At 68.8% G+C, this 26,638-nt stretch carries 28 protein-coding genes; 11 read left to right on the top strand and 17 right to left on the bottom strand.

The annotated features are described in order from the left end of the window. Positions 1 to 18: 18 nt before the first annotated feature. Genes JOD27_RS09535 through JOD27_RS09525 form a run of 3 tightly spaced genes read right to left on the bottom strand, consistent with a single transcriptional unit; the run spans position 19 to position 2,904 of the window. Positions 19 to 1,110: an XdhC family protein gene (locus tag JOD27_RS09535; protein ID WP_204761748.1), complete on the bottom strand. Its 1,092-nt coding sequence runs from the start codon at positions 1,108 to 1,110 to the stop codon at positions 19 to 21. Continuing rightward, positions 1,103 to 2,062, bottom strand: a complete 960-nt coding sequence (locus JOD27_RS09530; protein ID WP_307830031.1) for a vWA domain-containing protein — start codon at positions 2,060 to 2,062, stop codon at positions 1,103 to 1,105. Before JOD27_RS09530 ends, JOD27_RS09535 begins: the two co-directional genes overlap by 8 nt. Before the next feature lie 11 nt (positions 2,063 to 2,073). Next, entirely contained in the window at positions 2,074 to 2,904 is an 831-nt protein-coding gene (locus JOD27_RS09525) for an AAA family ATPase (protein WP_204761746.1), read from the bottom strand. Positions 2,905 to 2,936: 32 nt separating this feature from the next. On the opposite strand from JOD27_RS09525, the gene JOD27_RS09520 reads away from it, so the two are divergent. Next, positions 2,937 to 3,320 (top strand): VOC family protein, encoded by a 384-nt coding sequence (locus tag JOD27_RS09520; protein ID WP_204761745.1) that lies wholly within the window; start codon positions 2,937 to 2,939, stop codon positions 3,318 to 3,320. An 86-nt stretch (positions 3,321 to 3,406) separates the two neighbouring features. Next, positions 3,407 to 3,637, top strand: coding sequence for a PspC domain-containing protein (locus tag JOD27_RS09515; protein WP_204761744.1), 231 nt, complete (start codon positions 3,407 to 3,409; stop codon positions 3,635 to 3,637). A gap of 12 nt (positions 3,638 to 3,649) precedes the next feature. Here the strand turns inward: JOD27_RS09515 and JOD27_RS09510 are convergent, their stop codons facing one another. The 5 genes from JOD27_RS09510 to JOD27_RS09490 form a co-directional block, all read right to left on the bottom strand. Continuing rightward, positions 3,650 to 5,017, bottom strand: a complete 1,368-nt coding sequence (locus tag JOD27_RS09510) for a beta-N-acetylhexosaminidase (RefSeq protein ID WP_204761743.1) — start codon at positions 5,015 to 5,017, stop codon at positions 3,650 to 3,652. Beyond that, positions 5,014 to 5,847: a carbohydrate ABC transporter permease gene (locus JOD27_RS09505; protein WP_204761742.1), complete on the bottom strand. Its 834-nt coding sequence runs from the start codon at positions 5,845 to 5,847 to the stop codon at positions 5,014 to 5,016. The genes JOD27_RS09510 and JOD27_RS09505 overlap by 4 nt, the downstream gene beginning before the upstream one ends. Next, positions 5,844 to 6,728 carry a carbohydrate ABC transporter permease gene (locus JOD27_RS09500; RefSeq protein WP_204761741.1) on the bottom strand — a complete coding sequence of 295 codons (885 nt, stop codon included), beginning with the start codon at positions 6,726 to 6,728 and terminating at the stop codon, positions 5,844 to 5,846. The genes JOD27_RS09505 and JOD27_RS09500 overlap by 4 nt, the downstream gene beginning before the upstream one ends. 2 nt (positions 6,729 to 6,730) lie before the next feature. Further along, the gene (locus JOD27_RS09495) at positions 6,731 to 8,008 is read right to left on the bottom strand and encodes an extracellular solute-binding protein (protein WP_204761740.1); all 1,278 of its coding nucleotides are present in this window, start codon (positions 8,006 to 8,008) and stop codon (positions 6,731 to 6,733) included. A gap of 79 nt (positions 8,009 to 8,087) precedes the next feature. Beyond that, entirely contained in the window at positions 8,088 to 8,747 is a 660-nt protein-coding gene (locus JOD27_RS09490) for a copper homeostasis protein CutC (RefSeq protein WP_204761739.1), read from the bottom strand. A gap of 352 nt (positions 8,748 to 9,099) precedes the next feature. Between JOD27_RS09490 and JOD27_RS09485 the strand changes: the two genes are divergently transcribed. Together JOD27_RS09485 and JOD27_RS09480 are read left to right on the top strand one after the other, a co-directional pair. Next, on the top strand, positions 9,100 to 9,705 hold the full coding sequence (locus tag JOD27_RS09485; RefSeq protein WP_109631551.1) for an RNA polymerase sigma factor: 606 nt from the start codon (positions 9,100 to 9,102) through the stop codon (positions 9,703 to 9,705). Between the two features lie 5 nt (positions 9,706 to 9,710). Further along, a complete protein-coding gene (locus JOD27_RS09480; protein ID WP_372441680.1) occupies positions 9,711 to 10,187 on the top strand; it encodes a carboxypeptidase regulatory-like domain-containing protein in 477 nt (158 codons plus the stop codon). A 621-nt stretch (positions 10,188 to 10,808) separates the two neighbouring features. Here the strand turns inward: JOD27_RS09480 and JOD27_RS45895 are convergent. The 6 genes from JOD27_RS45895 to JOD27_RS09450 all read right to left on the bottom strand — a co-directional run bounded on the left by JOD27_RS45895 (position 10,809) and on the right by JOD27_RS09450 (position 16,550). Further along, positions 10,809 to 11,477 (bottom strand): HNH endonuclease signature motif containing protein, encoded by a 669-nt coding sequence (locus JOD27_RS45895; RefSeq protein WP_204761737.1) that lies wholly within the window; start codon positions 11,475 to 11,477, stop codon positions 10,809 to 10,811. Then, a complete protein-coding gene (locus JOD27_RS45890; protein WP_204761736.1) occupies positions 11,474 to 12,019 on the bottom strand; it encodes a DUF222 domain-containing protein in 546 nt (181 codons plus the stop codon). Before JOD27_RS45890 ends, JOD27_RS45895 begins: the two co-directional genes overlap by 4 nt. 472 nt (positions 12,020 to 12,491) lie before the next feature. Further along, positions 12,492 to 14,111 carry a chaperonin GroEL gene (groL, locus tag JOD27_RS09465; RefSeq protein WP_059362828.1) on the bottom strand — a complete coding sequence of 540 codons (1,620 nt, stop codon included), beginning with the start codon at positions 14,109 to 14,111 and terminating at the stop codon, positions 12,492 to 12,494. A gap of 234 nt (positions 14,112 to 14,345) precedes the next feature. Beyond that, positions 14,346 to 15,569 carry a serine/threonine-protein kinase gene (locus JOD27_RS09460; RefSeq protein ID WP_204761735.1) on the bottom strand — a complete coding sequence of 408 codons (1,224 nt, stop codon included), beginning with the start codon at positions 15,567 to 15,569 and terminating at the stop codon, positions 14,346 to 14,348. Positions 15,570 to 15,628: 59 nt separating this feature from the next. Next, on the bottom strand, positions 15,629 to 15,832 hold the full coding sequence (locus JOD27_RS09455) for a cold-shock protein (RefSeq protein WP_065915056.1): 204 nt from the start codon (positions 15,830 to 15,832) through the stop codon (positions 15,629 to 15,631). Positions 15,833 to 15,908: 76 nt separating this feature from the next. After that, positions 15,909 to 16,550: an AIM24 family protein gene (locus tag JOD27_RS09450; RefSeq protein ID WP_204761734.1), complete on the bottom strand. Its 642-nt coding sequence runs from the start codon at positions 16,548 to 16,550 to the stop codon at positions 15,909 to 15,911. A 71-nt stretch (positions 16,551 to 16,621) separates the two neighbouring features. Here JOD27_RS09450 and moeA point away from each other — a divergent pair, with 71 nt between their 5' ends. The 5 genes from moeA (at position 16,622) to JOD27_RS09425 (ending at position 23,323) form a co-directional block, all read left to right on the top strand. Continuing rightward, a complete protein-coding gene (gene moeA, locus JOD27_RS09445; RefSeq protein WP_307830029.1) occupies positions 16,622 to 17,818 on the top strand; it encodes a molybdopterin molybdotransferase MoeA in 1,197 nt (398 codons plus the stop codon). A 17-nt stretch (positions 17,819 to 17,835) separates the two neighbouring features. Then, positions 17,836 to 19,248 carry a M48 family metallopeptidase gene (locus JOD27_RS09440; RefSeq protein ID WP_204761732.1) on the top strand — a complete coding sequence of 471 codons (1,413 nt, stop codon included), beginning with the start codon at positions 17,836 to 17,838 and terminating at the stop codon, positions 19,246 to 19,248. A gap of 205 nt (positions 19,249 to 19,453) precedes the next feature. Next, positions 19,454 to 20,149: a phosphatidylserine decarboxylase gene (locus JOD27_RS09435; RefSeq protein WP_204761731.1), complete on the top strand. Its 696-nt coding sequence runs from the start codon at positions 19,454 to 19,456 to the stop codon at positions 20,147 to 20,149. Further along, positions 20,149 to 21,117: a CDP-diacylglycerol--serine O-phosphatidyltransferase gene (gene pssA, locus JOD27_RS09430; protein WP_204761730.1), complete on the top strand. Its 969-nt coding sequence runs from the start codon at positions 20,149 to 20,151 to the stop codon at positions 21,115 to 21,117. Before JOD27_RS09435 ends, pssA begins: the two co-directional genes overlap by 1 nt. A 52-nt stretch (positions 21,118 to 21,169) precedes the next feature. Continuing rightward, positions 21,170 to 23,323 carry an AAA family ATPase gene (locus tag JOD27_RS09425; RefSeq protein WP_204761729.1) on the top strand — a complete coding sequence of 718 codons (2,154 nt, stop codon included), beginning with the start codon at positions 21,170 to 21,172 and terminating at the stop codon, positions 23,321 to 23,323. A gap of 90 nt (positions 23,324 to 23,413) precedes the next feature. Here the strand turns inward: JOD27_RS09425 and JOD27_RS09420 are convergent, their stop codons facing one another. Further along, a complete protein-coding gene (locus JOD27_RS09420; RefSeq protein ID WP_204761728.1) occupies positions 23,414 to 24,007 on the bottom strand; it encodes a LytR C-terminal domain-containing protein in 594 nt (197 codons plus the stop codon). After that, a complete protein-coding gene (locus tag JOD27_RS09415; protein ID WP_204762050.1) occupies positions 24,007 to 24,285 on the bottom strand; it encodes a DUF3263 domain-containing protein in 279 nt (92 codons plus the stop codon). The genes JOD27_RS09420 and JOD27_RS09415 overlap by 1 nt, the downstream gene beginning before the upstream one ends. A 108-nt stretch (positions 24,286 to 24,393) precedes the next feature. Here JOD27_RS09415 and JOD27_RS09410 point away from each other — a divergent pair, with 108 nt between their 5' ends. Next, positions 24,394 to 24,972, top strand: a complete 579-nt coding sequence (locus tag JOD27_RS09410; protein ID WP_204761727.1) for a peptide deformylase — start codon at positions 24,394 to 24,396, stop codon at positions 24,970 to 24,972. Here the strand turns inward: JOD27_RS09410 and JOD27_RS09405 are convergent. Beyond that, positions 24,969 to 25,904: an aldo/keto reductase gene (locus JOD27_RS09405; protein WP_204761726.1), complete on the bottom strand. Its 936-nt coding sequence runs from the start codon at positions 25,902 to 25,904 to the stop codon at positions 24,969 to 24,971. The genes JOD27_RS09410 and JOD27_RS09405 overlap by 4 nt on opposite strands. A gap of 73 nt (positions 25,905 to 25,977) precedes the next feature. Between JOD27_RS09405 and JOD27_RS09400 the strand changes: the two genes are divergently transcribed. Further along, entirely contained in the window at positions 25,978 to 26,580 is a 603-nt protein-coding gene (locus JOD27_RS09400) for a LysE family translocator (RefSeq protein ID WP_204761725.1), read from the top strand. The last annotated feature ends 58 nt before the right edge of the window (positions 26,581 to 26,638 follow it).

Here is a 26,638-nt window from a genome sequence, read left to right as displayed (position 1 = left end):
GCGGGTTCAACAACCCGATCAGTGGTGGATCGGTTCACCAAGATCGACCAGGCGGCGACCCGATCCGTTCCACCGCAAGGAGATGATCTCGGCGGCGATCGACACCGCGGTCTCCTCCGGTGTCCTGGCACCCAGATCCAGGCCGATCGGCGAGGCCAGGGTCGCGAGCTCGCTCTCGGTCAGACCGGCCTCCCTCAGGCGCTGCAGGCGATCTTCGTGCGTGCGCCGCGACCCCATCGCGCCGACGTAGCCGACCTTGAGCCGCAGCGCGACCTCCAGCAACGGCACGTCGAACTTCGGATCGTGGGTCAGCACCGCGATGACCGTTCGTTCGTCCAACTTGGACGCTTCGCGTTCGAGATACCGGTGTGGCCACTCCACGACGACCTCGTCGGCCTCCGGGAAACGGCTGCGTGTCGCGAACACCGGCCGCGCGTCGCAGACGGTGACGCGGTAGCCGAGGAACGAACCGAGCCGCGCCATCGAGGCGGCGAAGTCGATCGCACCGAACACGAGCATGCGCGCGGGCGGCTCGAACGAGTTCACGAACACGCTCATGCCCTCACCCCGCCGCTGGCCGTCCGGCCCGTACCGGAGCACGCCGCTGCGGCCGCTCGCGAGCATGCCGCGCGCGTCGTCGGTGACCGCGTCGTCGGCCCGTGCCGACCCCAGGCTTCCCGCACGCCGATCCGGCCAGACGACCATGCGCCGGCCGATGCCGTCCGGGTGCTCGATGACGGTCGCGACGGCCACCGGCTGCTCGGCCCTGACCGTTTCCACTACCTCACCGAGCTGCGGAAACGTCTCGGCGCTGATCTTCTCGACGAAGATGTCGATGATCCCGCCGCAGGTCAGCCCGACCGCGAACGCGTCGTCGTCACTCACCCCGTACCGCTGCAGGACCGGTTCGCCGGTGGACTGGGCGAGGTCGTACACGGCGCCCTCGACGCAGCCGCCGGACACGCTGCCGACCGCCTCGCCGTCCTGGGTCACCAGCATCGCGGCACCCGGCGGTCGTGGCGCCGAGCTGAAGGTCGCGACGACCGTGCCGACGCCGACCGTCTCGCCGTTCGCCACCCGCTCCGCGAGGTCGAACAGGACATCACGCATGGCGCACTTCCTCCAGCAGTTCTTCCAGGGCCTGCACGCTGTGGCCCGCGACCATCGTGTCGACGTGCGGCAGCGCCGCCACCACGCCGCTCTGGACCGGCCGGTAGCCGGGTTTGCCCGCGTGCGGGTTGGCCCAGATGACCTTGTGACTCACCCGTCTCAGCCTCGCCATCTCGGTCGCCAGCAGGGCCGGATCACCCCGTTCCCAGCCGTCGCTGAACAGCACGACCACCGCACCCCGTTGCCGCCACTGCTGGTTGAACCGCCGCAGCGCCTCGCCGAGCCGCGTGCCACCCTCGTAGTCGGGAATGGCCCGCCCGGCGGCCTTCACCGCACGTTCGGGGTCGCGTTCCTTGAGCTGGCGGGTCACGCGGGTCAGCCTGGTGCCGATCGTGCGGACCTCGACGGGCATGGCGCGGGCGACCACGTGCGCGAACCGCAGCAACGCGTCGGAGTAGGCGGCCATCGAGCCGGAGACGTCGATCAGCAACACCAGCCTGCGTGCCTTCACGCCTCGCCTGCGGTGCCGCGGCAGCGCGATCTCACCGCCGATCTCGATCATCGCGCGGACGGTCCTGGCCAGGTCGATGGGGCCTCTGCGGGCTTTCTTGAGGCGCCGGGACCGTCTGCGCGGCGGGAGCGGCTTGAGGCGAGCGATCAGCGGTGCGGCGTTGAACTCGGAGATGTCCTTGTGGCGCAGCACTTCCACGTCGGAGGCCGCGACGCCGACGGTGACCGAGTCGAGCTCGACCGTGGCGCGCGGCCTGGGCGGGGCGCCGCCGAAGTACGCGCGGTAGACGGCGTCGTAGCGCGGCAGGTCGTCCGGGTCGGCGCACAGCGTGAGGCGTCCTGCCCAGTACAGGTCGACGTGTGCGGTGGCCTGCAGGTACGCCTGGACGCGGTCGGGCCCGCACTGGAGCCCGGCGCCCCGCAGGACGCGCGTGAACCCCACGCAGGCTTCCGTCACCCCACGATTGTGCTCCCGATGACGCGCTCCGCGTCTTCCCGATACTTCAGCACGGCACCGAGGGTCGTCACGTCCGGCTCGGTGCGACCCAGCGCCTGCAGCGCCCGCGCCCAGTCCAGCGACTCCGCGACACCGGGAGGTTTCAGCAGGTCAAGGCCACGCATCCGCTGAACGGCCTCCGCGACCTGGCGTGCCAGCCGTTCGTCGAGGCCGGGCAGCGTGCGGCGCAGGATCGCGACCTCGCGGTCGATGCTCGGGTGCTCCAGCCAGTGGTAGAGGCAGCGGCGCTTCAACGCGTCGTGCACCTCGCGGGTCCGGTTCGAGGTCAGCACGGTCAGCGGCGGCGTCGAGGCCCTGATCTCGCCGAACTCGGGGATGCTGACCGCGTTCTCGGAGAGGACTTCGAGCAGGAACGCCTCGAACTCGTCGTCCGCCCTGTCGATCTCGTCGACGAGCAGCACGCACGGCGCGTTCTCCAGCGCCTGCAGCAACGGCCGGGCCAGCAGGAACCGTCGCGTGTAGAGGGAGGCCTCGTCGACCTCGCCGCGGGTCTCCAGCACGCGCAGGTGCATGAGCTGACGCGGGTAGTCCCAGTCGTACAGGGCCTGGGTCGCGTCGATCCCCTCGTGGCACTGCAGCCGGATCAGCGGGACGTCCATCGCCTTGGCCAGCGCCAGCGCGAGCGAGGTCTTGCCGGTGCCGGGTTCGCCCTCCAGGAACAGCGGGCGTCCCATCGCGACCGCGAGGAACGCCGCCGTGGCGATCCCGCCGTCCGGCAGGTACCCCACGCGGTCGAGCCCTGACGCCAGTTCCTCAGGGGACTCCATGCCGTCCAGATTAGGGCCTTTAGGCTGAACGCATGGGGTCAGTGAAAACGGTCCAGATCACGTTCGACTGCGCGGAACCCGTGCGGGTCGGTCAGTTCTGGTGTGAGGCGCTGGGATACGTCGGTCCGGCCGAGTACGACGACTCGTGGTACGCGGCCAGCGATCCCAACGGGGTGGGTCCGCGGCTGTACTTCCAGCACGTGCCCGAGGGCAAGATCGTCAAGAACCGGGTGCACCTCGACGTGCGCGTCGGCACGGGGCTGGTGGGCGAGGAGCGCCTCGCCGCGCTCGAGGCCGAGTGCGTGCGGCTCGAAGCGCTCGGAGCGGTGCGCGGAACGCTGCTGCTCGCCGACGAGGAGAACGAGTCGTGCCAGAACATGCAGGACGTCGAGGGCAACGAGTTCTGCCTCGACTGACGACCCCAGGGTGACCACCCGGAATCAGGGTCGGGTTCCGGGTGGTCACCGATGTGCGGGGCGTTCGTTTCGGCGAATCTTGAGCCATGACGAACAACGTGCTCAACGAAGCGACCGACCAGGTCAAGAAGCTCCGCCGCAGCAGGAACGACAAGATGATCGCCGGTGTCTGCGGCGGCGTGGCCAAGATGATCGGGGTGGACGCCGCGATCCTGCGGATCATCCTGGTGGCGGCGACGCTGCTCGGGTTCGGCACCGGCGCCATCCTCTACATCGCCGCCTGGATCCTCATGCCCGAGGAAGACGCCGCCGTGTAAGCCGGGGCGTGATCATCGTGGAAAACCAGGAACACCAGGCAGCCGTTGCCAGGGGTGGGGACCGTTGAGGGGCCGGTACTCCACCCCCAAGGCGTCGAGCCTGGGCAGATGGTGTTGCTTGAGCCGTTGCACGAAGTCCGGATCCTTCTCCGCCGGGGACCACATGACCTCGGCGAACGCGGCCAGCCTCGGAAACGCCGCGTAGTCCACCCGCCTGGCCGAGTCGAGGTGCTCGGTCCAGATGTTCGCCTGCGCCCCCAGCAACCGTCCGGGCTCCTCACCCGTGAGCCCGGCAGGCACCGGATCCCACGCGTAGACGTCCTCCAGCGTCGTCACGGTCCCCACCGGAATCGGCTCGTCCGGTGACTCCGACTGCCGGTAGTCCAGATAGACGTGCTGCTCGGGGCACATCACCACGTCGTGACCCTCGCGCATCGCCGTGACGCCGCCTTCGACACCGCGCCACGACGCGACGATCGTGACCGCCGGCAGCGGGCCCGACTCCAGGATCTCGTCCCATCCGTACGGCCGCCGCCCGTTGCGCACGATGTGCTTCGCGATCGCGCGGACCAGTTCGCCGTCGTGGCCGGGAGCCTCGTCGCCGCCGAGCCCGATGATCTCGCCGGGAAATACGTCCATCAGCTCGTCGAACACGTGCCGGTAGAAGTCCACAGTGGACTCCGCCGTGTTCAGCACGCGTTCGTTGATGCCCCAGTCCGTCCACACGCCGCCGCCGTGCACGCCCAGCTCCGGATACGCCGCGATGGCCGCCTGCGAGTGGCCCGGGATGTCGATCTCCGGGATCACCGCGATGTGCCGCCGGCGTGCGTACTCGACGATCTCCCGCAGGTCTTCCTGCGTGTAGAAGCCGCCGTGCGGACGGCCTGCCATGCCACCGGAGCGCCGGTCGCCGAACCGCGAGTCCTCCCGCCACGACCCGACCTCGGTCAGCTTCGGGTAGCGCAGGCACTCGAAGCGCCAACCCTGGTCGTCGGTCAGGTGCAGGTGCAGGACGTTGAGCTTGTGCGCGGACAGCAGCTCGACGTACCGCAGCACCTCCCGCTTGGGCAGGAAGTGCCGCGCCACGTCGAGCATCACGCCGCGCCACGGGAACCGCGGGTGGTCGACGATCTCGCACGCCGGGATGACCGACGGCTTCTCGCCCGCCGCCCGGAACGCCTGCGCACCGAGCAGCTGCCGCAGGGTCTGCAGCGCGTTCATCTCGCCGGCCTCGTCGTGCGCCTCGATCAGCACGCCCTCGTCGGACGAGAGCAGGCGGTAGCCGCCCGGTGGACCGTCGACGAGAACCGTTTCCCAGCCCCGGTACTCACACAGCCTCCCGCCGTCCACATAGGACACCGGGCGCGGCAGCAGGTTCATCCCTTCACCGCCCCGGCCAGTCCGGACACCAGACGGCGCTGCACGAGCAGGAAGAAGATCAGCACCGGGATCGTCATCAGGGTGGAGCCCGCCATGATCGCGCCCCAATCGTTCTGGTCGGGTTTGACGAACACCTGGAGGGCCAGCGGCAGGGTCTGGTTCTCCACGGCCGAGATGATGAACGTCTTGGCGAACAGGAAGTCGTTCCAGGCATGGATGAACGCCAGCACGGACGTGGCCACGAGACCCGGTGCCACCAGCGGGAACAGCACCTGCCAGAGGAACCGGAACCGCGAGGCGCCGTCCAGCGTCGCCGCCTCCTCCAGCTCCACCGGCACCGCGGCGACGAACCCGCGCAGCATCCAGATCGCGAACGGCAGGCTGAACGCCAGGTGCACCAGCACAAGTGACCCGAGGTGGTTCAGGCCGAACGCCGGCACGCTGTCGCCGACCGACCGCATCAGGAAGAACAACGGCACCGTCAACGCCTCGACCGGCACCATCTGCACGACCAGCAACATGATCAGCAACGTCGTGCGGCTGCGGAACCGGAAGCGGGTCAGCGCGGTCGCCGCGAGGAACGAGATCAGGATGCTCAGCCCCACCACGATCAGCGCCACGATCACGCTGTTCAGGAAGTAGCGCCCGAAGTTCGCCACGGTCAGCGCCCGCGTGAAGCTGTCCAGCGTCGGCCGGGTCGTCCACGGCACCGGGTCGACCGAGATGATCTCGTCCTCCGGCTTGAAGGCGGACAACACCATCCAGAACAGCGGGAACGCCACCACCGCCGCGATCACGAGGACGAGCGCCTCGGTCAGCCACCGCCTCACAGGACCTCCCCCGACCGCCGCAGCGCGCGGAGGTAGAACAGCGTGATCACCAGCAGCAGCACGGTCATCACGACACCGATCGCCGCGCCCAGCCCGTACTCCGACGCCGCGAACGCCTGCTGGTAGGCGTAGACGTTGAGCACGAGGTTGCGCCCGGCGATACCGCCGCCGTTCGTCATCACGTAGATCTGCGTGAACACCTTGAAGTCCCAGATGATCGACTGGATCGTCACCACGAGGATGATCGGCCGCAGCAACGGCAGGGTGACGCTCCAGGCCGTCCGGAACGCCGACGCGCCGTCCAGGGCCGCGGCCTCCAGCACCTCACCCGGAATCGCCTTGATGCCCGCGTAGAGCGTCACCATGACGAACGGGAACGAGCACCAGATCACCTGTGCCGCAACGAGCCCGAACGCGGTCCACTTGTCGAACGTCCAGGAGAAGCCCTGGATGCCCAGCACCTCGTTGACGAACCCGAAGTTCGCGTCGAACAGGAAGAGCCAGATCGTCGACCCGGCGACGGCGGGCGTGGACCACGCGCCGAGCGCCGCCAGGAACAACGTCGTCCGCGCCCAGGCGCGCACCCTCGTGGCGAGGATCGCGAGAAAGGCGCCCACCAGCAACGTACCGACCACGCAGACCGCCGCGAACGCGACGGTCTGCCCGAGCACCGTCCAGAACTGCTGGTCCCCCAACAGCTTCTGGTAGTTCCCGAGGCCGAGGAAGGTGAGCGGCGCGCCACCGCTCACCTGCTCCTGGCCGTAGTCGTAGAGCGAGATGAGCACCAGCTGGTAGATCGGGTAGGCCAGCAGGCCCGCCAGGACCAGCAGCGCTGGGGTCAGGTAGGCGAAAGCGGTCCGCCCCTGGCCTTTGGCCGTCATGCTCACGATGCGAAGGCCGCGTTCATCGTCTTGGCGGCGTCGGCGGTGGCCGCGTCGACGTTCTTCGCGCCGGTGACGACCTCCTGGATCATCGTCGGCAGTACGGTCTGCGCCTCGATCTTCGCCCACGCGGGAGTGACGGGGACGAACTTCGTGCCGGACTGCAGGGTCTTCGTGAACGGCTCCAGGAACTTGTCGGAGTCGCTGACCTGCTTCTGCACGTCGCTGAACGTCGGCAGATTGCCCATCGCCGAGTACATCTTCTGCTGGTACTTCTTCGACGCGAGCAGCTGCAGGAACTCGTTCGCGAGCGTCTTGCGCTGCGTTCCCTTCATGACACCGAGCAGGTTGCCGCCGGCGAACGCGGGCGCGATCGAGCCCGAAGTCCTGCCGGGCAGCGGCACCACGCCGTACTTGCCCGCCGCGCTGGACGCGTCGACGGACTTGCGGTTGAAGTCGCCGCCGATGGTCATCGCCGCCTTGCCCGCGCGGAACGCCTCGACGCTCGCGTCACCGCCGTTGCCCGCGCAGGTGGCCGGCGGGCAGATGTCGTCCTTGATCAGCTCGGTGTACTTGGCGACACCGGCCTTTGCCTCGGCGCTGTCGATCGTGGCGGTGAACTTGCCGCCGTCCTGCTTGGCGATGTCACCGCCGTTGGCCCAGATGAACGGCAGCGCGGCGAAGAGGTACTTGCCACCGGCGGAGATACCGATCAGTTCGGGCTTCTTCTGCCTGATCTGGCGGGCCAGCGGCGCGATCTCGTCGAGCGTCGCCGGTGGCTTCAGCCCGAGCTCGGTGAAGACGTCGGTGCGGTAGTAGAGAGCGCGGACACCGACGAACCACGGCACGCCGTAGGTCTTCCCGTCGACCTTGGCCGTGTCGAGGATGGTCGGCACGAGGTCCTTGGACTCGCTCCAAGATCCGAGGTCGAGCTCGGAGAAGCCACCCGCGGAGACGTAGCCCGCGAGGTCGGTGTTGCCGAACTCGGCGACGTCCGGCGCGCTCTTGGGGTCGCTGAAGGCGGCCTTGAAGCGCTCGGCCCTGCTGGACACCTGGATGTACTGCACGTCGACGGTGACGCCGCTGTGCTTGCCCTGGAACTCGGAGATCGCCTCCTTCACCACGGCTTCCTTCGGACCGCGGTTGACCTCGTCGAACAGCCAGACCCGCAGCTGCCCGGTCTTCTCGTCCGTGCTGGTGTTCGCCGGTCCGGACTGCACCGGTGCGCAGGCGACCACCGCGCCCACGCCCAGCACGGCCACGAGTGCCTTCAGCCTCATCGCGCCCTCCGCATTGCATATGTTGCAACGGCCATTTCACAGGAAGCAACGTGACTGTAGAACGGTCTGGGTCAAGGGTCTAGACCAGACGACTGACCCATTCCCGAACCGATGCGGCGTCGACCGGGGACTCCCAGCCGCCCGGCCGAACGGCGCTGCCGACGTGGAAGCCCGTCACGCCCGCTGCCAGCAGCTCGGCGACGTGGCGTTGCTGGAGCCCGCCGCCGACGAGCAACGCGGGAGGTGCCTGGGTGACGAGTTTCTTCAGGTTCTCGATGCCGTCGTCGACACCCTTCGCGCTTCCGGCGGCGAGAACGGTGTCGCAGCCGAGGTTTTGGACGGTGGCCCACGAGCGGAGAACGTCGTTGGAGTTGTCGAGGGCGCGGTGGAACGTCCAGGCGCAGCCCTCCAGCTCGGCGACGAGGTTCAGCGTGACGCCCTCGTCGATCTCCCCCTCGGCGTCGAGGAAGCCGAGGACGAACTCGGTAGCACCCGCCTCGCGCAGTTCCCCGGCCTGACGACGCAGCTGCTTGAGGTTGCCGGGCGCGAACCCCTTGGCATCCCTGAGCATCACGCGGATCGGAAGGTCGGTGGCGGTTTTGACGTCCCTGAACGTGGCGACCGACGGGGTGAGCCCGTCGGAGGCCATGTCGGCGACCAGTTCGAGCCGGTGCGCCCCGCCCTCCTGCGCGGCCTCGGCGTCCTTGGCGTCCAGTGCGATCACTTCGAGAATCAGCATGGTCTAGACCATAACTGCTGCCTCGATGTGCTTTCGTGAATCCGGAGCCGCGCGCCCGCCTCGTGCGTCAGAAGCTGTATCTGCTCGCCCGAGTTCCGCTCTTTCTCAGTGAGCGCTTGATTCAGGCGTGGAGCACGCGTCAGCCGGTTCGAGGGGTGCCGGCTGGCGCGGCTCCCACCATGGCGGCCCGTGATACGGAGGGGGAATCACGGGCCGCTGGCGTGCCCAGGGAAAGATGAGGTCGGCTGCGCGGCAATACTGCTCCATTCGAGTGAATTTTGTATCTACCGCTCAGTTAGCCCTTCATGAGTTGGCGGACGGCGCTGACAGGGCGGCCGATCGGAGGTGCTGCGTGGACGAGCTGCACACGGCGGATGACCGTCCGCCGTGGGACGGACTTGAGGGCACCGAACGGCACGCGGTGTGTGTGGCAGCCGCGCGCGAAGGCAACCGCGACGCACTGGACGTCCTGGTGACCGAGCTGACCCCGCTGTTGTGGCACGTAGCCCGAGGCCAGGGCCTGGACAGGGCCGCCGCGGAAGACGTGGTGCAGACGGTGTGGCTCGCGTTCTTGAAGAACATCGAGAACATCAACGAGCCCAAAGCCCTGGTCGGCTACCTGGTGGTCACAACGAGGCGTGAAGCACGCCGAACCTGGACACCCAACAAGCGTGAGACACACCTGTCCGACGAGTACGCCGAACAGCTCGAGTCCGACACCGGCCTCCCCGAGGACGTGACGCTGATGGACGACCGCGACCGCCGCCTGTGGCTCGCGTTCGGCCGACTCACCACGAGGTGCCAGGAACTGCTCCGCCTCACCGTCCTGGCAGGCCGCGCCGAGTACCGAGCCGTGGCCGAAGCGCTGGCCATGCCCCACGGAAGCATCGGTCCGACCAGGGGACGGTGCCTGACACTGCTGCGCAACTACCTGGAAACGGAAGGAGGATCGCGGTGAACGAGATCGACCCGCGCGACGACCGCAGGGGCCTTGAGGACACCGCAGTCCTCTCCGAACTGAACAGGCTCGTCGACGAACTGGACCCACCGCCCACCGACCTGGTGGACAGGGTGAAATTCGCGATCGCCCTGGAATCCCTGGACGTAGAGGTAGCCCGCTGGGAACGAGCCGGCTCCTTCGCCGGCGTGCGCGGCGGCCAGACCGGCACGATCACCTTCACCGTGGACAACCTGACGCTGATGGTGAACTTCACGTCCACCGGATCGCGGCACCGGATCGACGGGTGGTTGGTGCCGGCCGGGGAGCACACGGTCGAGGTCCGGGTCGCGGATCATCAGTCGTCCTGTACCCAGGCCGACGACGGTGGGCGGTTCGTGCTGCCCGACGTGCCGGCTGGGACCACCCAGATTTTGGTGCACCTCGTGAATTCTCGGGGGGAGCCTGGGCGGACAGTGGTGACACCGACGATCATGCTGTGAGGTTTTGCGGTTTGACTGGGGATTCTGGGGTTTGCGCTTGCGGGCTTGCGGCGGGTCGGCTTGTTTGGCTGGTGGCGGTACCAGCGGAGGGGTCGCCTGCCGTACGTGATGTCGCCTTGCATGGGTGGTTACGCGGGCCTTTTGACGAGCCGGGTCATTTCATCGCCGCTTCGCGACGATTGCGATTGGCGCTTGACTTCGGGGCCCTTGCGAGGCGCTGGTCGGCCTCAAAAAGCCGGGCATAAAGAGCCCGGCCGATCCGAACACGGTAGCACCTCGCACCCAAAGTCAAGCACCAATCGCCTGCGTACGTGGTTGCGTTTGTGCGGTCAGGTTCCAGAAATTACCGCTTGAACGGCGCGGCATAGAGCTGTCCGCTTTACGGTTCGCATTGCCACAGCCTTGTCGGTGCCACGGCCTCGTCAGTGCCAGGGCATTGCCGGTGCCAGCGCCTCGTCGATACCAGTGCTTTGTCGCTGCCAGAACGTCGTCTGTGTCGCTGCCACAGCGTTGACCAGTGACTGCCGGGTTGTGGGCATGGTTGTGCCACGGCCGTGGTGGTGCTGCACGGCCGTGGCGGTGGAGGTGGTGGTGGGGTCCGCTCGCGTCCCTCGGTCGGGGTTAGGCGGCGGTGTGGAGCTGGTTGCGTCTGGGTCTGCGTTCGGGGTCGAGCCAGGCGGGCGGGTAGAAGACCGGCATGCCGTGTTCGATGGTGACGTCCCAGCCGCTGCGGTGGATCAGGGTGTGGTGGTGGCGGCACAGCAGCACGCCGTTGTCGAGGGAGGTGTCGCCGCCGTCGGCCCAGTGCTGGACATGGTGGGCGTCGCAGTGTTTCGGGGGCCGGGTGCAGCCGGGGAAGGCGCAGCCGTGGTCGCGGGCGACCAGGGCGCGGCGGATGCCGGAGGTGAACAGCCGGGACCGGCGGCCCACGTTGAGCGGCTGGGAGCGGCTGCCCAGCACGATCGGGAGGATCCCGGCGCTGCAGGCGAGCTGGCGGACCTGGTCGGCGGGGAGGTGTACGCCGTTGTCCAGCGTCGCCGCCCCGGCCTGCTCGGCCAGGTCGTCGTAGTCCACGGTCACCGTCAGTGCGACGGCTTCGCCGCCGTGTTCGGGCAGCACGTCCGCCCGCAGCGTCAGGTCGAGGAGTTCGGCCAGGGCGTCGCCCTGCCGCTCGTCCAGCGTGCGCGGGTTGGGGCCTTCGGCGGTGGTGGGGCGGGGTTTGGCTAGCGGGCCCAGCGCCGCCGTCAACGTCGCGCCGGTGACCGGGTCCATCGTCCCGGAGTACTTCACCACCCCGTCCCTGGTCTGACGCAGCGCCAGCCGGTTACGGGAGCAGGCGGGCTCGGGCTGGGATCTGTCGGTTCGGGGTCGTTCTGGAACAACCCGTAGATCAGCTTCTTGCCCAGGGCACGGACCAGGGTGGGCTCGAACTGGCGGGCGTAGTCGACCAGCTGCGCCTCACGGTCGGCGGGCAGCGTCTGCATCGCCTCCGCCACCACCGCGACGTGCTCGATCGACAGGGCGCCCTCGGCGGCGGCCGTGGCGGTGATCGGGAGCCGGGCGGTGATCTCGCTGCCGGTCGGGGTGATCTCACCGCTCAGCTTCGCCGCCTGCTCGACCCACCGTGTCGCGGTGTTCTTGTCCCAGCGGACCGCGTCCCGCAGCACGAGCGCAAGGTTTTTGTAGCCGAGCTCGGTGGCGGCGCCGCGCCGGTTCAACTCGGCGATTTTCTGCATGACCACATAATCACGCGCCCGGGATTCCGTCACCTCGTCGACGATGCCGCGCAGCAGCTCGCCGGTGGAGAGGAGGGGAAGGTCTGGGTCGCTCACGTGTTCTAATTTACCGCAAGATCACGTGAATATCAGGGCCGAAAATGAACACCATCGAGTGAATCGCCAGACCCGCGGCACCGATTCAGAACCGGGAAGCGGTAATTTCCGGAACCCGACCGCACAAACTCAACCACGCACGCACCGCGATTGGCGCTTGACTTTGGGTGCGAGGTGCTACCGTGTTCGGATCGGCCGGACTCTTTATGCCCGGCTTTTAAAGGCCGAACAGCGCCTCGCAAGGGCCCCGAAGTCAAGCGCCAATCGCAATCGTCGCGAAGCGGCGATGAAAAAACCAAAGCTCGGTAAAGGACCAAAGCGACCACGCTGGAACGCAACCGAACCGCATTGGCGCCCCCTCCGCTGGAACCGAAACCGCACAACGCAAGCCGGCCCACACACTCCAGAAGACGCCAAACGGCCCGGCTCGCCGAAGCGAACCGGGCCGATCGGAGCAATCTAGAGCAAGGACTCAGAAGTCCATGCCGCCGGCGTCCGGCGCGGCCGGAGCGGCGTTCTTCTCCGGCTTGTCCGCGACGACGGCCTCGGTCGTCAGGAACAGCGCGGCGATCGAGGCGGCGTTCTGCAGCGCGGAACGGGTCACCTTGGCCGGGTCGATGATGCCCGCGGCGACCAGGTCCTTGTACTCGCCGGTCGCGGCGTCCAGCCCCTCGCCCGCGGGCAGGGACTTGACGCGCTCGACCACGACGCCGCCTTCGAGGCCGGCGTTGACGGCGATCTGCTTGAGCGGAGCCTCGACGGCGACCTTGACGATGTTGGCACCGGTGGCCTCGTCGCCGGTCAGGCGCAGGCCCGCGAAAGCGGCCTCGGCGGCCTGGAGCAGCGCGACGCCACCACCGGCGACGATGCCCTCCTCGACGGCGGCCTTGGCGTTGCGGACCGCGTCCTCGATGCGGTGCTTGCGCTCCTTGAGCTCGACCTCGGTGGCCGCGCCCGCCTTGATGACGGCGACGCCGCCGGCGAGCTTGGCGAGGCGCTCCTGGAGCTTCTCGCGGTCGTAGTCGGAGTCCGACTTCTCGATCTCGGCGCGGATCTGGTTGACGCGACCCTGGATCTGGTCGGCGTCGCCCGAGCCCTCGACGATGGTCGTCTCGTCCTTGGTGACGACGACCTTGCGGGCCTTGCCCAGCAGCGAGATGTCGGCGTTCTCCAGCTTCAGGCCGACGTCCTCGGTGATGACCTGGCCACCGGTGAGGGTGGCGATGTCCTGGAGGATGGCCTTGCGGCGGTCACCGAAGCCCGGTGCCTTGACGGCGACGGACTTGAAGGTGCCGCGGATCTTGTTGACGACCAGCGTGGCCAGGGCCTCGCCCTCGACGTCCTCGGAGATGATCAGCAGCGGCTTGCCGGACTGCATGACCTTCTCGAGCAGCGGGAGCAGGTCCTTGACCGTGGAGATCTTCGAGCCGAACAGCAGGATGTACGGGTCCTCGAGGACCGCTTCCTGACGCTCGGGGTCGGTCACGAAGTAACCGGAGATGTAGCCCTTGTCGAAGCGCATACCTTCGGTGAGCTCGAGCTCGAGACCGAGGGTGTTGCTCTCCTCGACGGTGATGACGCCTTCCTTGCCGACCTTGTCCATCGCCTCGGCGATCAGCTCACCGATGGTGGGGTCAGCGGCGGAGATGGACGCGGTAGCAGCGATCTGCTCCTTCGTCTCGATCTCCTTGGCGGCCTTCAGCAGCTGCTCGGCGACGGCCTCGACGGCCTGCTCGATGCCGCGCTTGAGGCCCAGCGGGTTGGCGCCGGCAGCAACGTTGCGCAGGCCCTCGCGGACCAGCGCCTGTGCGAGAACGGTCGCGGTGGTGGTGCCGTCACCGGCAACGTCGTCGGTCTTCTTCGCGACTTCCTTGACGAGCTCGGCCCCGATCTTCTCCCACGGGTCCTCGAGCTCGATCTCCTTCGCGATGGACACGCCGTCGTTCGTGATCGTCGGCGCACCCCACTTCTTCTCGAGCACGACGTTGCGACCCTTGGGGCCGAGCGTCACCTTGACGGCGTCAGCGAGGGTGTTCATACCCCGCTCGAGACCGCGGCGGGCGTCCTCGTCGAACGCAATCATCTTGGCCATTGCGGTGTGTTCCTCCGCCTTTGTGGATTCTGGGCCACTGCGGGCCGGCAAAGCCCACAGCGGAACACGGTGCAGTGGCCAGGCTCGGTGCCCGCGACGGACGACTCCTCCGAATGATCAAACCCGGAGGGGCCTCACCGTCCCAGCCTCACTGCTCTGGCACTCGAACCAGCCGAGTGCTAAGTCGTGTTTAGCACTCGGGCACGGCGAGTGCAAGCGAACCCCCGGCGAACGTCAGCGTGACGTGCGCACCGGCACAGAGGTGGGCAGCGGCTTCTTCGAGGTCGACTCGTCGCCGAGCTGCAGCGTCGGCGAGGAGTTCGTCTTGGGCTGCCGTGCGGGCTCGTCCTTGGGCGACAGGATGATCACCACGATGATGATCACCAGGATCGCCGCCGCGGCCGCGATGACCGGCGCGAACCACGCTGGCCGTTCCTTCTTCGACGACGTGAAGGCGCTCACGCCCACCTGGTTGGGCGGGCGCAGCCGGACGGGGTCGGCGAGCGGCTGCTGCTGGTAGCCACCCTGGTACGGACCCTGCTGCGCGGCCATCGGCCCGGACACCGGCGACTGCACGGGGATCGAGCCGGACGCGGGGCCGAGTTGAGCGGGAATCGAGCCCTGCGCGACCCCGGCGAGAGCGACGCGCGCGGCGTTGATCAGCTCGGCGCAGCTCGCGAACCGCTGCGACGGGTCCTTCGCGGTGCCCCGGCGGATCACGTCGTCGATCGCCGGCGGCAACGCCACGAGCTGCGACAGCGGCGGAACGGTCTGGCCGAGGTGGCCCTGGATGACCTCCTGCACACCACCCTGGAACGGCGGGCGGCCGGAGAGGCACGCGAACAGCATGCAGGCCAGTGCGTACTGGTCGGTGCGGCCGTCGACGGGCTCGCCGCGCAGGTGCTCCGGCGCCGCGTAGGTCGGCGAGCCGAGGAAATCACCCGTTCGGGTTCGGTGGCCGGTGGCGCCGCGGCGGGTGAGGCCGAAGTCGGCGACGTAGACGTGCTCGCGCGAGCCTTCCTTGGTGGTCACGAGGACGTTGGCCGGCTTCACGTCGAGGTGAACGAGGCCCTTGCCGTGCAGCATGTCGAGCGCTTCCGCGACCTGCGCGAGCAGCGTCAGCGTGCGGGCAGGGGTGAGTGGCCCCTCCTTGATGTGCCCGGAGAGGTCCTGGCCGTCGACCAGCCGCATCGCGATGTACAGCAGGCCGTCGACCTCGTCGAAGTCGTACAGCGGCACGATGTTCGCGTGGTCGATCGCGGAGGTGTTGCGCGCCTCGTCGACGAACCGCTCGCGGAACTCCGCGTCGGGTGCGAGGTGCTCGCCGATGACCTTGAGCGCGACTTTCCGGCCGAGCCTCACGTCAGTGGCCTTGTACGTCACGCTCATGCCGCCGCGGCCGAGCACGCCGTCGATCCGGTAGTGCGCGATCCGCCGTCCGCTCAGGTCCTCTGACACGCGAGGCAGCCTAACGCCCGCTCAGATCACCGTGGTGAGGGTTGGTCAAAGAGTGATGCTCACGCCTTTCGCACGTCCGAAGCCTGGGAGCGTCCGTCCCGTCCGGCCTGCACCTCGAACTCCACCCGGTCGCCCTCGGAGAGGGTCCGGAAGCCTTCCATCTGGATCGCCGAGTAGTGCACGAACACGTCGGGCCCGCCGTCGGTTGCGATGAAGCCGTATCCCTTTTCGGAGTTGAACCACTTGACGGTACCGAGAGCCAAGGCGTCCTCCTTCAGATCACGCAAGCAGAACGCAACGCTAAAAGAAGAAAAGTCACTCGGATACCTCCTTACGGAGTCATGAACGAACGCTGACTCCGTTGGCGCGCAACCAGGTGGTGAGTCGGCGGGGCCCGCGCGTCTGGGTGAGCACGGCACCTGGACCGGCGAAGTCGAACACCAGGCCCTCGCCCGTCTGAATGGATTGCCCGCCATCGGCAGCGGACGGGCGAAGACGGCATTGCACGGTGTCCGCGAACGCCAGCACGTGATCGCTGCCGATGGTCACCGCCTCACCGGCCTCCAGCGTCACGAGATCGAGCGTGCCGCAACAGGCGAGCACCACACCGCCCTGCCCGTGCGCGTAGTTCAGGAAGCCCTCGACACCACCGAACAACGCCTGCAACGGCGGCGCCTCGGGGTTCATCGCCACCGTGCTGCTCGACGCCATCCAGCCGAGCCGCGAGACGCACCAGCCGGTCTTGCCGTCGAGCTCGACGAGGTGCAGGTCGCCAGGCAGCACCGGCGCCGCGTCGACCCAGCCGCCCTCCGCGCCCGCCGTGCACAGCGCGACCGCCTTGGTGCCCGTGCCCTTGACGTCGACCGAGAGGCCGTAGCTCGTCGCCATCAGGGTCAACGGCTCGACCAGCACCATCTCGTCAGGTGCGAGCACGAGTCTCGCCACGCCGAACGTCGGTGTGTGCCGGGTCCGGACCTGCACGAGCAACACCTCCGCGGATGAACTGGTTCCAGGCGATCGTCACGATCACCCGGTCTTGGCAGTATGCAGTCGTGTCCCCCACCACTGTCGCCGAACACCGCCAGCGCGTCGCGGAGCTCGTCGGGCTGATGCCCGTGCTGCAGCTCCCGCTCGACGAGTGCCTCGGGCTCGTGCTCGCCGCCGACGTCATCGCCCCGGTTTCCCTGCCACCGTTCGACAACTCCGCGATGGACGGGTACGCGGTCCGCGCCGCCGACCTCGCCGGGACGATCCCGGTCACGCTCCCCGTCGCCGACGACATCCCAGCCGGCCGCACGCAGCTCAACGCCCTGGAGCCCGGCACCGTCCAGCGGATCATGACCGGCGCCCCGGTGCCTCCGGGTGCGGACGCGGTGATCCAGGTCGAGCTGACCGACGGCGGCACCGAGACCGTGACGATCAACGCGTCCGTCGCGCGGGGCACGAACATCCGCGTCGCTGGCGACGACGTGCAGAAGGGCGACCCGGTGCTGGTCGCGGGCACCGTCCTGCGCCCGGCCCAGCTGGGTCTCGCGTCCGCGCTCGGGCTCGCCCGGCTGCCGGTGCGCCGCCGCCCGCGGGTGCTGATCCTCTCCACGGGCTCCGAGCTGGTCGAGCCCGGTCAGCCGCTGCAGCCCGGCCAGATCTACGAGTCGAACGGCATGATGCTCGCCTCTTCCGTGCGGGAGGCGGGAGGCGTCGCCGTGCAGCTGCGGTTCGTGCCGGACGACGTGGAGGCCTTCCACCGCGCGCTGGCGCCGTACCTCGGCTCGGTGGACGTGATCGTGACGTCCGGCGGGGTCAGCGCGGGCGCGTACGAGGTGGTCAAGGACGCCCTGGTGAGCCACGACGTGCGGTTCACGAAGGTCGCGATGCAGCCGGGCGGGCCGCAGGGCTCTGGCACCTACGAGGGCCTGCCGGTGCTGACGCTGCCGGGCAACCCGGTGAGCGCGCAGGTGTCGTTCGAGGTCTTCGTCCGGCCCGCGCTGCTCGCGTCGATGGGGCACGTTCAGGTCGAACGGCCGACCGCGCGGGCAACCGTGTCGAGCCCGCTGACGTCTCCAGCGGGTAAGACGCAGTTCCGGCGCGGCCTGTACGACCCGTCGTCCGGTCAGGTCGTGACGCCGGTCGGCGGTCCGGGATCGCACCTGCTGTCGGCGCTCGCGCTGTCGAACTGCCTGATCGAGGTGCCGGAGGACGTGACGGAGCTGGCGGCGGGCTCCGAGGTCACCGTCAGATACCTGCAGTAGAAGGGCGGACTGGGGGGATGCGAGCCGTACTCGCGCTGGTGATGCTCGCCGGGTTCTTCGTGCTCGGCGCGGCGCTGACGGCGTTCCTGGTCGTGGTCTCGGTCTGGCGGTTCCGGATCGGCGACTTCCAGGGCGGCGGCTGGATGGCGTTCTTCGCGACGAGCGTCGCCGTGCCGATGCTGTGGGCCGTGCTGCGCGCGTTCTTCGCGAGGCCCGCGCCGAGCGGGGTGCCGATGACCCGTGCGACGCATCCGGAGCTGTGGCGGCACGTCGACGAGGTGGCGGCGCTCGCGGGCACCCGCAGCCCCGACGACGTGCGGCTGGTGCCTGAGGCGAACGCGAGCGTGTGGGAACGCCGCGGCACCCGCTACCTCCAGCTGGGCCTGCCGCTGGTGGCCGGGTTGTCGATCGGCGAGCTGCGGTCGGTTCTCGCGCACGAGCTCGGCCACTACGGCGGCGGGCACACGCAGGTGTCCGCGGTGACGTTCCGCGCGAAGGTCGCCCTGGAGCTGGCCGTGCGCGAGGGCGACTTCATGCGGCTGCTGTACGGGTGGGCGAAGCTGTACGCGCTGGTCGCGGCCTCGGAGAGCCGCGAGCACGAGCGGTTCGCCGACGAGGTGGCGGTGGCGGCGGCCGGCCAGGAGGCGGCGCGGCGGGCGTTGCTGCGGATCGGCCCGGTCGGCGAGGCGTGGAACGACTACCTGCGCTGGTACGTCGCGCTCGCGGTCATGGCGGGGCGCACCCCGCCGTTGGTCGAGGGCTTCCGCCACTACCTGGACCATCCGCGGCGGATGCACGAGCTGCGCGAGCTGGAGCCCGTGCTGGCCGAGCAGGAGCCGACGTCGGTGTTCGACAGCCACCCGCCGGTGCGTGAGCGCGTGGCCGCGATGGCCCTGCTGACCTCCCCTTCCGCCGTGAGCCTCGACGAACGGCCGTCGTGGACGCTGCTCGAAAGCACGCCACCTGAAGCGGTCGCGGAACTGATCGAGGTCGCGGGCCCGCCGATCACGTGGGAGGAGCTCGCGCCGCTGACCGGTCCCGTGCTGGTCCGCCGCTACGCCGACGCGCTGCGGCACGCGGGCAGGGTGAGCAAGGTCGGCGAGACTCTCGCCGCCGTGCTGACCTGCCTCGAACGCGGCGAGCTGCACCGGCTGACCGGCAGGCCCGTCGACGGTTCGCTCACTCCGGAGCAGGTGCACGAGGCCGCCGTCGACACCGTGACGGAACTCCTCGCCTGCGCGGTGGCTGACCAGCTCGTCACCGCTAACCGCGCGACGCTGGAACTCAACTGGGGAGGAATGTTCGTGCTCCGCCTGCCCGACGGAGCTGCGGTCTATCCGGACGATCTCGTCGCACCCGCCGTCCGTGACGCTAACCGCGTCGCTGACGTGCGGCTTCGTTTGCAGGCCATCGGCGTCGACGGACTGTGACGGAACGCTCACCGACGGGCGTTGTTCACGCCATGTGACGGGGATTACACTGGCTGCAGGTGCCGGTCGGTGCGTGCATTCGTCGGGGGATGTACGGGCCGACCGGCTACTTGTTGTTCGCGACAGTCCTGCTGGGCGGTTTGGTGTGTTGGCGTAGCGTGATGCCGCCCGACAACTCACGGAAGCTACGGAACCCCCAGACACGATGAGCAGCGAGAAGCCCGTCTCCCACTTCCTCGAACTCGCGCGCGGCATGGTGCCGCCGATGCACCCGGCAGGACGCCCGTTCGTCGCCGGCGCGGCGATCGCGACCCTCCTCGTCCGGCTGCGCTTCAAGCGGCTGGGCGTCGTCCTCGGCCTGGTCACGGCGTGGGTGGCGTGGTTCTTCCGCGAGCCGAAGCGCGTGACGCCGACGCGTCCGAACATCGCGGTCGCCCCGGCCGACGGCACCGTCTCGCACGTGGTCGACGCCGTTCCGCCGGCCGAGCTCGGTCTCGGCGACCAGCCGATGACGCGCGTCAGCGTGTTCCTCTCGGTCTTCGACGTGCACGTGCAGCGCGTGCCCGCGGACGGCGAGGTCGTGCAGGTCTCGTACCACCCCGGCAAGTTCCTGTCGGCCGACCTCGACAAGGCCTCCGAGGAGAACGAGCGCAACACCGTCTGGCTGCGCACCGTCAACGGCCACGACCTCGTCGTCGTGCAGATCGCCGGGCTGGTCGCGCGCCGCATCGTGTGCGAGGTCGCCGAGGGAGAGAAGGTCACCGCGGGCCAGACCTACGGCCTGATCCGCTTCGGCTCGCGCGTGGACCTCTACGTGCCGCGCGGCAGCCGCGTCCTCGTCGAGGCAGGTCAGCGCACCATCGGTGGGGAGACCGTCCTCGCTGAGCTTCCGGAGGCCTGATGGCTCCCAGCGGGCCCGGCGTTCGCCTCCTGCCGAACGCGATCACGGTCCTGGCGATGTGCGCGGGCCTGTCCGCCGTGCACTTCGCGAACGTCGGCATGTGGGGAGCGGCCATCGCCTCGATCGCCGCCGCCGCTGTCTTCGACGGTCTGGACGGCCGCATCGCCCGCCTGCTGGACGCGACGTCGAAGATGGGCGCTGAGCTCGACTCGCTGGCCGACGCGATCTCCTTCGGCGTGGCCCCCGCCCTCGCGATCTACCTGTGGAAGTTCGAGGGCAGCCGCGCGGGCTGGGTCATCGCGCTGATCTTCGCGGTCTGCATGGTGGTACGCCTGGCCCGCTTCAACACGTTGCTGGAGAAGGAACAGCCGCCGTTCGCGAAGGAGTTCTTCGTCGGCGTCCCCGCTCCGGCGGGCGGGTTGTTGCTGCTGCTGCCCCTGATCATCGAGGAGCAGGTGCGCAGCGACGGCTGGTGGAACGACCCGATCGTCGTCGGCGTGTGGACGGTCGTGGTCGCGATGCTGCTGGTGTCGCGCATCCCGACGCTGTCCGTGAAGACGGTGAAGGTGCCGCCGCGCGCGGTCGCGCCTCTGCTGGTCCTGATCGGCCTGCTGGCCGCCGCGATCATCACGTTCCCGCTGGTGGCGCTGATCATCGCGATGGTCGTGTACCTGGCCCACCTGCCGTATGCGGTGCGCCGGTACATGTGGCTGTCGAAGCACCCCGAGGCCTGGACCGTGACGGGCGTCGAACGCCGGGCGATCAAGCGGGCCCACGGCGTAGCCGCCCGTCGCCTCGGCCTGCGCCAGCCGCTGCACGGCCGCGTCGCCGGTGCCGCCATGCGCGCGGTGCGCAGGCCTCGCCGTGACGCGTCGACCGCGGCCGCCGCCGAGGGCGCGGTCCCGGCAGCCGGTGGCCGCCGCCGTTCGTGGCGCCAGTTGGGCCTCCGCCGGCACCACAAGTCCTGACGAGGTCGGTTGCGCCGCCCCGCGGCGCGACCACCGCACTAGAGTCGTCGGGGTGATCACGCTGACGGCTCGCCTGTCCCCGTCCGCACTGGACACCCGTCGCGGCGTCGTCCGCCTCCACCGCGAGGTGCTCGACGCCTTGGGCCTGCGCGCCTGGGACGCCGTGAAACTGACCGGCGCCCGCGTGAGCGCCGCCCTTGCCGCCGCGGGCGAACAACCGCCGGGTGTGGTCCTCGTCGACGACGTGACCCTGACCAACCTGGGCGTGGTCGAGGGTTCCGAGATCGTCGTGGCCCCGGTGGAGGTCATGGCCGCGCGCTCGATCACCGTCGCCGGGTCCCGCCTGGCCAGCACGGCGCTGACGCCTGACCACGTCCGCATGGCGTTGACCGGCAAGGTGTTGACGGTCGGCGACAATGTCTCGCTGCTCCCCCAGGACCTGGCGCCCCCACCCGGCGCGAACGTCTCGGAGACCCGCCAGAAGCTGTCCAACGCCATCGGCATGACGTGGACCAACGAGCTCATCACCATCACCTCCACCGACCCTGCGGGGCCCGTGGCCGTGCAGCCGTCGAGTGTCGTGGGCTGGCGTTCGGCAACGGCTCCTGCCGCGGAGGTCACTCCGGTTGTGGTGCAGGAAAAGCACGAATCCCTGCCGGTCGCGGACCTGGTCGGGCAGAAGGAGCAGGCCCGCCGCCTGACCGAGTGGCTGGAACTGATGTTCCGCCAGCCCGAGCTGCTCACGAAGCTCGGCGCCTCCGCACGGCTGGCCGCGATGGTCAGCGGCCCGGAAGGCGTGGGCAAGGCCACCCTGGTGCGTGCCGTGGCCAGTTCCGTCGACGCCGCCCTCGTCGAACTGTCCGCCCCGAGCATCTCGGTTCTCGAACCGGGCGCGATGGCCAAGCAACTGGGCGACGCGATCGCCACCGTGCCCGACCGACCCACCGTCCTGCTGCTCACCGACATCGACGCCCTGCTGCCCTCAACTCCACCTCCGGTGGCAACGGTCGTGCTCGACATCCTGCGCACCGCCGTCTCCCGCCCGAACCTGGCCCTGGTCGTCACCTCAGCCCGCGCGGAGTCCGTGGACGCACGCCTACGCGCCCCAGACCTGGTGGACCGCGAGCTCACACTCCCTCTCCCGGACACGGCAACCCGCACCGAACTGCTGCGAGTACTGCTGCGCGACGTCCCCCTGGAGTCCGATGTGGACTTCGGCACCGTCGCACAACGCACCCCGGGGTTCGTGGCGGCAGACCTGTGCGCACTGCGCCGCGAGGCAGCCGTGCGAGCGGCCCTGCGCCAACGTGACGTCGCAGAACCCCGTGTGGGCCAAGAAGATCTGCTCGCCGCACTGGGCACCGTCCGCCCGATCTCGATGTCCGCCTCCGACACCGTCCAAACAGGAGGCCTGACCCTCGACGACGTGGGCGACATGACCGAGGTCAAACAGTCCCTGACCGAAGCGGCCCTCTGGCCCCTCCGCTACCCGGACTCCTTCGCCCGTCTGGGCGTGCAACCCCCACGAGGCGTCCTGCTCTACGGCCCACCGGGCTGCGGCAAGACCTTCCTGGTCCGCGCCCTCGCAGGCACCGGCCAACTGAACGTCCTGACCGTCAAGGGCGCAGAACTGATGGACAAGTTCGTGGGCGAATCCGAACGCGCAGTCCGCGAACTCTTCCGCCGCGCCTCCGACGCCGCCCCCTCCCTGATCTTCCTCGACGAGGTGGACGCGCTGGCCCCACGCCGAGGCCAGTCCTCCGACGCGGGCGTGGCCGACCGAGTGGTAGCCACCCTCCTGACCGAACTGGACGGTGTAGAACCACTCCGAGACGTGGTGGTCATCGCCGCCACAAACCGCCCAGAACTGATCGACCCCGCACTGCTCCGACCAGGCCGCCTGGAACGCCTCGTCTACGTCCCGCCACCCGACACCGCAGCCCGCACGGAAATCCTGAAAGCGGCCTCCCGCAACACACCTCTGGCCCCAGACGTGAACCTCTCCACGCTGGCAGCCGAGCTGACCATGTACTCGGCGGCAGACTGCGCAGCCCTGGTGAGGGAAGCAGCGCTGACAGCAATGCGGGAATCCCTGGACGCAGCCGAGGTGACGCAGGCCCACCTGGCAAAGGCCCGCGAGGTGGTCCGTCCCTCCCTGGACCCGGCACAGCTGGCATCCCTGGCGGCCTACGCAGCCACCCGCTGAGTCAGAGCAAACGGCTCGGGTCGTCCCGGGAGACGATCTTCCCGCCGCCGTGTCGCGCCGGCCTCAGCGTGGTGTCCTCGCAGTGCCGCCTTACTTGTTCTTGGAAACACCCTGATAGTCATTGGTGACGATCAAGATGATTCCAGCCGGAGCCGACTGAATTCCGTCAAACCGAGGCTCGACCCGAGCCCGCAACACAGCACCCAACTCCTTGGCAGAAGCCTCTTCATCCGTACCGGGCCGGTAATACACGGTCGTGGTCGGAATGGTTCCCTGCGAGTAGTTGCCGGTATCGGCGACGGTCCACCCGTTGGCTCGAACTTCGTCAGAAGCCTTCCCAGCCAGCCCGGTGATCGTCGAGTTGTTGTAGACCCGCACAGGAACCTTCGCGGCTCCAGGCTGCGTGACAGGTGGCGGCGGCGTAGCGGCAGAAGAGGTAGGCGGCACTGTCGTGGTGGCCGCGGGAGCCGACGGCGAGGCCGTGGTGGTGGGCGCGGCAGCCGACTCGGAGGTCGTCTGCGCCGGAGGCTGGGTAGAACTCCCCCCTGCGACCGGCGGCGTGTCGGATTCACCACCGAACAGGCTGACAACGCCGATGATCAGGGCCACCGCGGCGACACCCAGCAGGGCGAAACCGGCAGCCTTGGCCGGACGGGACGGGCTTGCGGACTCGGGGGAGGTCATCAGTCCTCGGTGCTCCTGGCGCGTGCACGAACCCTGGCGCGGCCTGTCCGCACGCCGCGCAACCGCTTGACCAGCATCGGGTCGGCAGCCAGTGCGGCTTCCTTCTCGATCAGGCCGTTGAGCAGCTGGTAGTAGCGGGTGGCCGACATGTCGAACAGTTCCCTGATGGCCTGTTCCTTGGATCCCGAGTACTTCCACCACTGCTTCTCGAACGCGAGCATCGTGCGTTCGCGGCTGGTCAGGCCGTCAGTGGTAGCAAGCGCCTCGGCGTGATCCATCTGGCTCCCCACGGTCGCCACACCATCTCAGGTGCGGGCAATTCAATCACGTGATCGTTCCAACCTACCGCGCGACACCGACAGTTTTGGACCGCTTAAGGTCTGACCATGGCCGTGCACCGCATCTGCATCGTTGGCGACCCCGTGCTCCACAACCCCACGCGCGAGGTCACCGAGTTCGACACCGAGTTGAAGACGCTCGTCGACGACATGTTCGAGACGATGGCGGCTGCTCGCGGAGTCGGGCTCGCGGCCAACCAGATCGGTGTCGACCTGCGGGTTTTCGTGTACGACTGCCCGGACGACGAGGGCAACCAGCACCGCGGCGTGATCTGCAACCCCGTGCTGGAGACGTCCGAGATCCCCGAGACCATGCCGGATCCGGACGACGACTTCGAGGGCTGCCTCAGCGTGCCCGGCGAGGCGTACCCGACTGGACGCGCCCAATGGGCGAAGGTGACCGGCCAGGACGTCGACGGGCAGCCGTTCGAGGTCGAGGGCACGGGCTTCTTCGCGCGTTGTCTGCAGCACGAGACCGACCACCTCAACGGCTACCTCTACATCGACCGCCTCGTCGGCCGGTACAAGAAGGAGTCGAAGCGGATGCTGCGCGACAACGAGTGGGGCAAGCCGGGCCTGTCGTGGGACCCGGCCGACCCCGAGAACTTCGTCGACGACGAGGACTAAGGCCGCAGCACGGACTCGACCTGCGCCAGCTCCTCAGCGGTGAGCGGCCCGAACTCCAGCGCACCCGCGTTCTCCTCGACCTGGGCCACCGTCCGGACGCCCGGAATCGGGATCAGGCGGGGAGAGCGCGCCCAGAACCACGCCAGCGCGCCCTGCACCAGCGTGCGCCCACCCGACGTCAGCACGTCCCGCACGGCCTCGCGCGCCCGGAAGTACTCCGGTGAGGGCTTGCCGTCGACGAAGAACCGCAGCCACGACGGGTTCGTGACCCGCACGTCGTCGGCCGGCAGCACGTCGAACGTCTCCCGTGCCAGCAGCCCCATCGCCAGCGGACGACGGCACAGCACCGCGTAGTCCCCCGCGTACATCTCCGGGTTGTCGAACAGCACGTTGATGTCGGCCTGCGCCGCGATCCCGTGCTCACCCGCCGCGAAGAACCGCGCCCGCTCCACGTCGTCGGTGCTCCACCCGTAGGCGCGGATCTTGCCCGCGGCGACCAGCGCCTCGCACTCGTCGCGCAGCAGCGCGGCGTCGTCGAGCGGCAGGTCGCCGATGTGCAGCTGGTAGAGGTCGATCCGGTCGGTCCCCAGGCGTCGCAGCGACCCCTCGACGGCGCGGCGCAAGTAGGCGACCGATCCCTCGTTCCCCGTCATCCGGCGTGTGGCGGTGTCGAACCCGCAACCCCACTTGGTCGCGATCAGCACCTCGTCACGCACCGACGCAAACGCTTGCCCGACCACCGTTTCGGCGTGCCCGCAGCCGTAGACGTCCGCGGTGTCGAACAGCGTCACGCCCAGCTCGAACGCCCGCTGCAACGCCTTGGTCGACTCCGCGTCATCAGCCGGTCCCCAGCCGACCGGCTCCCCGTCCGGGTCCGAGAACGGTCCACCCATGGCCCACGTGCCGAAACCCATCTTGCCCAGATCCGTCATGGGCAACAGCGAACATCCTGGAGCGCGCTCCAGGTCAAGAAAGAAGTTGCTCCGGTCAGCGACCATCAAGGACATGCCTCTGGAAAACATCGTCGCCTTCGTCGCGGCCTCGTTCCTCATCGCGCTGTCGCCCGGACCTGGCACGGCCATGGTCCTGCGACAGTCGGTGCACGGGCGAAAAGCCGCGCTGGCGACGGTGTTCGGCATGGAGGTCGGCGTCGCGTGCTGGGCCATCGCCGCAGCTCTGGGCCTGTCGGTGCTGCTCACGGCGTCGGAGATCGCCTATCACGCGTTGCGGATCATCGGCGCGGTGTTCCTGATCTACCTGGGCGTCAAGGCGCTGCTCAGCAAGAGCCTGCCGAGCGCGGAGCCGCCACCGGCCAGTCACGCGTTCCGCAGCGGGCTGATCGTGAACCTCGCCAACCCGAAGCTCGGCGTGTTCGCGATCTCGTTCCTACCGCAGTTCGTGCCTGCTGGGGAGGCCGGCCAGCGGGTTCTGCTCTTCCTCGCCATCGGGTGGGTCCTGATCGACACCGTCTGGTACCTGATCATCGTGTCGATCCTGCACACCATCCGCGGCTGGCTGAGCCGCCCGCGGGTTCGACCTGCGCTCGAGAAGCTGTCGGGCGGCGTGCTGCTGGCGCTCGGAATCCGGCTGGTACTCGACCCGCGTTGAGATCGGGTCGCCCCGGCGCCAGAACAGCTCGGGCAACCCGGCCAGCTCGGCGAAGGTG

Origin of the sequence: Lentzea nigeriaca, assembly GCF_016907955.1 — a bacterium.
GTDB lineage: Bacteria > Actinomycetota > Actinomycetes > Mycobacteriales > Pseudonocardiaceae > Lentzea > Lentzea nigeriaca.
The sequence above is the reverse complement of the archived record's forward strand: the minus strand, read 5'-3'. Positions and strand labels throughout refer to the sequence as shown.